Below are 7,349 nucleotides of genomic sequence, written 5' to 3'. Positions count from 1 at the left end.
TACCGTATCAATCTCGCCAGACGAAACCTCAGCCTTCAAATGCTCAAATGTCAGCATACAATACCTCTGTGATATGCGAGAATTTTCGACGAAAATTCTTTGTCCCTGTAACGACCGGCCCGCGAAAGAGCGGGCCGGTCAAGTATTTTATCCGTAACGATAGGGCCGCCCGGCCTTGAGCATTTCAGCGTTGTAGCGCTTGAAGATATCCACGACCTTTGCCTTGGTCTCGGATTCCGCAGCAATTTCGTCCCAGAACTTAACAGCAGCTTCTTCAACCGTCGCCCACTCTTCATCCGGGATGGTCGTCAATTGCATCTTGGTACCGTTAACCCGCAGGTTGGCCTCGCCGCCCCAATACCACCACTGGCGGTAGTAGTGCGACTGGTCACAGCAGACCTTGAACAGAGTTTGCAGATCTTCCGGCAGCTCGTTCCAGCGATCCATATTGGCAAAGAAGTGGCCGGCCCAGGCCCCCGAAATGTTGTTGGTTAGGAAGTAGTTAGTCACATCCGCCCAACCCACGGTGTAGTCTTCGGTGATGCCCGACCAGGCAATACCGTCCAACTCGCCGGTTTGAACTGCAACTTCGATGTCTTCCCACGGCAGCGTGACGGGAACAACGCCAAACTGGCTGAGGAACCGGCCTGCTGTCGGGAAGGTGAAGATGCGTTTGCCCTTCATATCCTCCAGCGAATTGATCGGATCCTTGGTCGCAAAGTGACACGGATCCCACGCGCCGGCGCTGATGTGTTTAACGCCAACCTTGGAATACTCTTCGTCCCAGATTTCGTTCAAGCCCCACTGGTTGAACAGCACCGGTACGTCCAGCGAATAGCGCGAAGCGAACGGGAAGTAGCCGCCGAAAACAGTGACTTCGGTGGGCGAGGCCATCGAGTCATCATCCGATTGAACCGCGTCGATGGTTCCCTTCTGCATAGCGCGGAACAGCTCTCCGGTCGGGACCAGTTGATCGGCGTAGAACAGCTCGATCTGCATACGGTCACCGGCGATCTGGTTGAACATCTTGATAGCCGGGTCGATCACATGCTCGGCCAGTGCAGGACCGGCATATGTCTGCATCCGCCATGTGATCGTGCTTTGCGCCAGTGCAGGCGTTGCCAAAGGTGCCGCCGCAACCCCTACCCCCGCAGTTTTCAGAAACTTACGTCTTGTCGTCATGTCAATTTCCTCTCCGTTTAAGTTTGGGTGCCCGTGTGTCGGGCCTTCTGGTTAATTTCCGTAAACATACCCGGGCAGCCACAAGGCGATCTCGGGGAATATCATGATTATTGCGAGCGCCAGGATCATCACCCCGACAAAGGGCACGATTGAGCGGTAGATGTCCCGCAGGCTGATTTCTGGTGGAGCCATTGCGCGCATCAGGAACAGGTTGTAGCCGAAAGGCGGCGTCATATACGCGATCTGGGTGGTGATGGTGTAAAGTACACCGTACCAGATCAGATCGAAGCCAAGCGCCCCCACGAGCGGCACATAGAGCGGCGCCACGATGACGAGCATTGCGGTGTCGTCCAGGAACGTGCCCATGATGATAAAGCTGAGCTGCATCAGGATCAGGATCAGCCACGGTGACAGCCCCAACTGCTCGGTGAACAGGTTCTCGATGGCCTTGACCGCGCCCAGCCCGTCAAACACCGCGCCGAAGCCCAGCGCCGCAAGGATGATCCACATGAACATGCACGAGATGGCCAAGGTTTGCTTGGTACAGTCCTCGAAAATCTTCCACGTCATCCGACGTTTGAGGACTGACGCCACAAGCGCCGCCAACGCTCCGATGGCCGAACTTTCTACCAATGAGGTCCAACCGTTCACGAACGGCAGCATCATCGCAGCGAAAATCATCAATGGCAGTGCCCCGGCCCAGAGCAGACGGAGTTTCTCGGACCTCGGGACCTCGTGCGCGTCTTCCATCGCTGGTCCCAGATGCGGTTGAAGCCGGCAACGAATCCAAATGTAGAGGATGAACAAAGACGCCATCAGCAGCCCCGGCACAATGCCTGCCAGCCAAAGTTGACCGACAGGTTGCCGCGCGATCATGGCATAAAGCACCAGAACTACCGAGGGCGGCACAAGGATGCCCAAGCTCGACCCAGCCTGAATGACTCCCGTCACCATGGTCTTGTCGTATCCGCGCCGCAGCAGTTCAGGCAGTGCAATCGTCGCCCCGATAGCCATACCTGCCACGCTAAGCCCGTTCATCGCCGAGACCAGCACCATCAGGCCGATGGTGCCGATGGCAAGCCCACCGTTCACCGGCCCCATCCAGACGTGGAACATGCGATAGAGGTCATCGGCCAGACGACTTTCGCTCAGGACATAGCCCATGAAGATGAACATCGGCAGGGTCAGCAGTGGGTACCATTTCATCAGCTTCATCGCCGCCGAAAACGGAATGTCCTGCCCGCCTGTCCCCCAGAGCGCCAGTGCCGCAATGGCTGCGACGGCACCAATTGCACCAAAGACGCGCTGCCCGGTGAACAGCATCAGCATCATCGAAGCGAACATGAAGATTGCGATAAATTCCTGGCTCATGCCCGCGCTGCCCCGATCTCTTGCCCGTTGATCCGCGCAATGTCTTTGAAAAATTCTGATATCGCCTGCAGCAGCATCAGGAAGAAGCCGAAGACCATGATCGCCTTGACCGGCCAGATGTATGGTCGCCACGCAGTGGAGGATCGTTCTAGCCGTCCGACTTCTTCGCTGCCGGTCAGAAGGCCTGTGAAATAGGCGACAGGCTCATCACCCCAATAGCCCAGGCTGTACGCCGTGGATCCAAGCCCACCGTAGAACAGTACACCCAGATAAAGGATCAGCAGCAGTACCGTGAAGGCATCGAACCAGGCTTTCCGGCGATGGCTCCAATTATGATAAAACAGATCCATTCGCACGTTCGAACCCAGTTGGATCGAATACGGCCCCCCCATGATGTAATAAGTCACCATCGCAAACTGCGCCATTTCTAGCGTCCAGAGCGAAGGCAGAAAGAAGGTCTTCGAGATCGAGGACCACAGCAGGATGCCCATCATCACGAACAGGCCCCACATCATGACCCGCCCGATCCGGTAGTTCACCGCATCGACTACACGCACATATGCTGACATTGCCTTGATCATTCGCCCACCCCGCTACAGAACGGAGCAATGGTACGATTGATCCACGGGGCCAGACAATCGGCCATGACCCGCTGCTGCTCGGCTGTCTGAATCAGATCATTCCGGATCTCGATCATGACGTTTAACAATCCGTTGGGCGCTGCGTGAAGATCCAAAGTGTGCGCCACCCCGTCTGCCGCCGAATAGGGTTCGTTCAATCGAGTAACCAGGGGCAGCTCGTGCGCGGCGCTGGCCAACATCGCCTTGGCAAAGCGGGCGTCCTGGCCATGCAGCAAACCAAGCTCAACATCGCGCGGTGTTCCGCGGTATATCGGCGTGAAACTATGAACCGTCACCATGAGTTTTAGCGTGCGGTGATGACGGATCAGAACATCCTCTAGCCCTTGGCAAAACGGCACATATACGCCTTCAATCCGCTGCTGACGCGCATTGGCGCTCAGTTCAAGGTTCGCCGGGATCGGTGTGTCTTCACTGCATTCCGGCATAGCATCGGGGGCTTCGGGAGGGCGGTTGCAGTCATAAACCAGCCTCGACACCCCGCCATGCACCAGCACGCCGTTCAACTGCTGGGCCAGTGCCTGTGCAACCGGCAGCGCGCCCGGGTCCCACGCGATATGGCTGCGCAGTGCCTCGGCACTTAGCCCCATGTCCCCCAGTCCGTCCGGGATACGATGCGAGGCGTGTTCGCACACCACCACAACCGAAGGCTCTTCCGGCGCGTCGTCGATGTGAACGACGGGACCGAAATCAGGCTGAGCAGAGGTGAGAGTGGCGCTACGTGATTCCATTTGGAAAAAATTCCACAGAGGTTCTTAACCTGTCAATAAATTTCCTGTATAAAATTCCCCAAGTCAGATTGCATTGTCAAATTTTCCACATAAACATGGGTAGAAAGGGAAAGGAGTATTCCGTGCGAGTGACAGAAAGGCTCCTTGCGCATCGCGAAATGATGACACCGACCGAGCGGCAGTTGGTCAACGTGCTGCTGGATGATTACCCCATGGCAGGGCTTGGCAGCATTACCGAGCTGGCCAGTATCGCCTCGGTTTCCACCGCCACGGTTGCGCGGATGCTTCAGAAAACCGGCTTTGATGGCTATCCGCAGTTTCAGTCCGCGATACGTAGCGAAGTGAAAGAGATGATCTCGGGGCCCGTCGCCAAACGGGATGTCTGGCAGAATGACTTACCTGAAGAACACATTCTCAACCGCTACTCCCGCCAAGCGCTTGAGAACCAGCGGCGTTCGATTGATGAGGTCGACCCGGATGAGTTTGACAGTTTCTGCCGTATGCTTTGCGATCCCAAACGGCGTGTTTTCATCACCGGCGGACGCATAACCGGGACCCTGGCGCAATATCTCTACCTCCACCTGCAGATGATCCGTCCTGATGTGAAGCTGCTGTCAGATGCAGCGTCGTGGACTCACGATCTGCTCGAAGTGCGCGAAGGCGACGTGCTGGTGGCCTTGGATGTGCGGCGTTATGAGAACACTACTTTGTTGATCGGGCAGCTTTGCCATGAACGCGGGGCCGAGGTTGTCCTGCTGACGGATCAATGGCGATCCCCCATCCACCGGCTGGCGAAACACACCTTTGCGGTAAGGATCGCAGTGCCTTCGGCATGGGATTCCATGACTTCGCTAATGGTGCTATTGGAATGCGCCATTGCCGAAATGCAGGAACGTCTCTGGGACAGTGTCAAGCAGCGCACGGACGAGTTAGAGCAGGCCTTTGACCGGACGAAGCTGTTTCGCAAGTTCGGCCAAAGCTCGGGGTCCTGACGTCAGGTAGCGACGTTTCATAAGGTACAACTGCGCGTGAGCCCTGTTGTCAGACGCTGCGCAGACCGTACACTCCAGCGTATGACATTCATCGCTGAAAACCAATTACCTCTGCTGATACTGGCCTTTATGATCGGCCTGTTTGGCACAGGATTTCTGTTCCGCAAACCTGCAGGGCATCGGGCGTGGAAACTGGCGGATCTGGTCTGGGTCGTATTGGGTGGGATCGGTGCGCTGGTCGCCGTGTTGGCCGGGCTTTACACCTCGGACAGTTCGCGGCTGGACCGGCAGATCGACGTTGCTTATGCCGCCACGCTTGCATTCGACCGTGATGCCGCGCGGTTTCGGCTGAGGTTCTGTGACCCCGCTTACGACCCGGATACAGCTGTTTTGTGCGAAAAGGTAGAGTTTCTGTCCGCCTCAACCGCAAGCAATGCCGATTTACCGTTGTTCATCGCGGTCACGAACGAAGTAGCCCCGCTTCAAGGCCTGCATTTTCTATTCGGCCGCACGTCGAGTGATGACATGGATGAGGCCCGCGAGATGGCCGCGAAAGCGGATGCCTTCAGCATCGATCAATTTCTCGTCTTCACATCTCTGGACGATGATACACAAACCGCAATTGACAACATGCGGCGCAAGGTGCCTGCGATTGCTGGTGATTATCTGATCCTGGCCCAAAGCTATGACGATCTGATCGAACAGGTCGGCAAGCTCAAGGATGAATGGGAATATCTGCAGGCGAATGCGCATATTTTGGTACTGCAGATCATCGCCCTATGTCTGGTAAGTTTTGCTGCACCGTTCCGTCTGGGCAAATCCATCGTTGAGCTACGCACAGCCTTCAACGCCGATACGACTGCGCCAGCAGATGCGGATCAGCCCCCAGAAAGTACCGCGCCAGAGTCCAAAGGTTCCGCGCGCCCCGCCGAAACCAACCCTGATGGATATAGCGTTCCGCACTCGTAACCGCGTCTGCTTTCAACAGCACCGGGCGCGGCAAAGCGCGGATCAAGGCGACATCCTCCATCAGTGGCTGATCTGGGAATCCTCCGACAGAGTCATATTCCCTGCGACGCACCAACAGCCCCTGATCGCCGTAGGGCAAACCAAACACTCTGCTACGCAGGTTGGCCCAACCGGCAACCCAGCGGGCACCAATCCCACTGACGCGAAACCGCAATCGGAAGGCTGCTGGTCTGTGCGAACGCAGATGCTCTGCCACGATGGCGCTCCAGCCTGACTGCAACTCGGTGTCGGCATGCAGGATCAGCAGCCAGTCGCCAGATGCTTTGGCACACCCCCTTTGCAACTGCCCTCCCCTTGACGCCGGACCTGTTACGATCATGGCTCCGGCTTCATCCGCCATCTCAAGTGTTGGGTCCTCTGAGCCGCCATCGGTCACGATTAACTCTCGGATCAGGCCCGAATGAAGCCCTTCCATCAAAGCCTGCAGCGTTCCCGGCAGGGAATGCCCCGCGTTAAGGGTCGGAATCACAATGCTGATCGGGGCGGACACGTCTGAAACCCTCTGGTCATGGCGGCGCGATTTCCTATATCACGAAGCCAGACGAATTGACGAGGATCAACCCATGTCCAATCGCCGCATTCTGCGCCTGACCGGCAACGATACTGATAGCTTTCTGCAGGGGCTGATCACAAATGACGTGCAGCGGCTGGACGACGGGCTGGTCTACGCCGCCCTTCTGACCCCGCAGGGCAAGTACCTGGCTGACTTCTTTCTCAAACGAGACGGTGAGTCGGTGCTGCTGGATGTGGCCGAAGTGCTGGCCGACGGGCTTGCCAAACGACTGACGATGTACAAGCTGCGTGCAGATGTGACCATCGACCAGACCGACCTGAACGTACAACGCGGCACCGGCCCCGCGCCCGAGGGCGCCCTACCCGACCCGCGGCATCCTGATCTGGGATGGCGCGCTTATTCTACCGCTCTGGAAAGTGATGACGGTACGGACTGGGATGCGATCCGCGTCCGTCACTGTATCCCCGAAACCAGCATCGAACTGACGCCAGACAGCTATATTCTTGAGTCCGGGTTCGAGGCGCTGAATGGCTTGGACTTCAAGAAGGGCTGCTATGTCGGACAAGAGGTCACCGCGCGCATGAAGCACAAGACTGAGTTGCGCAAAGGTTTGCGCGTTGTCGAGATCGCGGGCACCGCTCCGGTCGGGACCGAGATTCACTCCAGTGGTAAACCCGCCGGGGTGTTGTTTACACAGTCTGGCGGAAAGGCGATCGCATACCTTCGGCTGGATCGCGCGGGGGACGAGATGCAGGCAGGTGGCGCGACGCTAAAACTGCCAGGTTGATTTTGTTGCTGAACCGGCACGCCCATTCTTTTGAAACTGTTTGCGTATTTGACGCGGCCGGGCCGCGCGGTATCACTGACTGCAATCGGCCTAACGGGATACGTG

7 protein-coding genes are annotated in these 7,349 nt (G+C 57.2%); 2 read left to right on the top strand and 5 right to left on the bottom strand.

All coding sequences use genetic code 11. From position 1 onward, the window contains the following. Window positions 1-147 precede the first annotated feature (147 nt). From AC2TEM_RS12665 to AC2TEM_RS12650, 4 genes are read right to left on the bottom strand one after another with little or no spacing between them, the layout of a single operon-like run. On the bottom strand, window positions 148-1,182 hold the full coding sequence (locus AC2TEM_RS12665; RefSeq protein WP_170391784.1) for a TRAP transporter substrate-binding protein: 1,035 nt from the start codon (window positions 1,180-1,182) through the stop codon (window positions 148-150). Between the two features lie 51 nt (window positions 1,183-1,233). Beyond that, on the bottom strand, window positions 1,234-2,553 hold the full coding sequence (locus AC2TEM_RS12660) for a TRAP transporter large permease (protein ID WP_170391787.1): 1,320 nt from the start codon (window positions 2,551-2,553) through the stop codon (window positions 1,234-1,236). Then, entirely contained in the window at window positions 2,550-3,134 is a 585-nt protein-coding gene (locus AC2TEM_RS12655; RefSeq protein WP_170420973.1) for a TRAP transporter small permease subunit, read from the bottom strand. Before AC2TEM_RS12655 ends, AC2TEM_RS12660 begins: the two co-directional genes overlap by 4 nt. Further along, window positions 3,131-3,922 (bottom strand): N-formylglutamate amidohydrolase, encoded by a 792-nt coding sequence (locus AC2TEM_RS12650; protein ID WP_170420971.1) that lies wholly within the window; start codon window positions 3,920-3,922, stop codon window positions 3,131-3,133. The genes AC2TEM_RS12655 and AC2TEM_RS12650 overlap by 4 nt, the downstream gene beginning before the upstream one ends. Before the next feature lie 128 nt (window positions 3,923-4,050). Between AC2TEM_RS12650 and AC2TEM_RS12645 the strand changes: the two genes are divergently transcribed. Further along, the gene (locus AC2TEM_RS12645) at window positions 4,051-4,914 is read left to right on the top strand and encodes a MurR/RpiR family transcriptional regulator (RefSeq protein ID WP_255611699.1); all 864 of its coding nucleotides are present in this window, start codon (window positions 4,051-4,053) and stop codon (window positions 4,912-4,914) included. A gap of 844 nt (window positions 4,915-5,758) precedes the next feature. On the opposite strand, the gene AC2TEM_RS12640 is transcribed toward AC2TEM_RS12645, so the two are convergent. Beyond that, a complete protein-coding gene (locus AC2TEM_RS12640; protein WP_170420967.1) occupies window positions 5,759-6,433 on the bottom strand; it encodes a TIGR04283 family arsenosugar biosynthesis glycosyltransferase in 675 nt (224 codons plus the stop codon). A 73-nt stretch (window positions 6,434-6,506) separates the two neighbouring features. On the opposite strand from AC2TEM_RS12640, the gene ygfZ reads away from it, so the two are divergent. Next, window positions 6,507-7,244, top strand: a complete 738-nt coding sequence (gene ygfZ, locus AC2TEM_RS12635) for a CAF17-like 4Fe-4S cluster assembly/insertion protein YgfZ (RefSeq protein WP_170391797.1) — start codon at window positions 6,507-6,509, stop codon at window positions 7,242-7,244. Window positions 7,245-7,349 lie beyond the last annotated feature (105 nt).

Source organism: Ruegeria sp. HKCCD3925, from assembly GCF_057221175.1.
The sequence above is the reverse complement of the archived record's forward strand: the minus strand, read 5'-3'. Positions and strand labels throughout refer to the sequence as shown.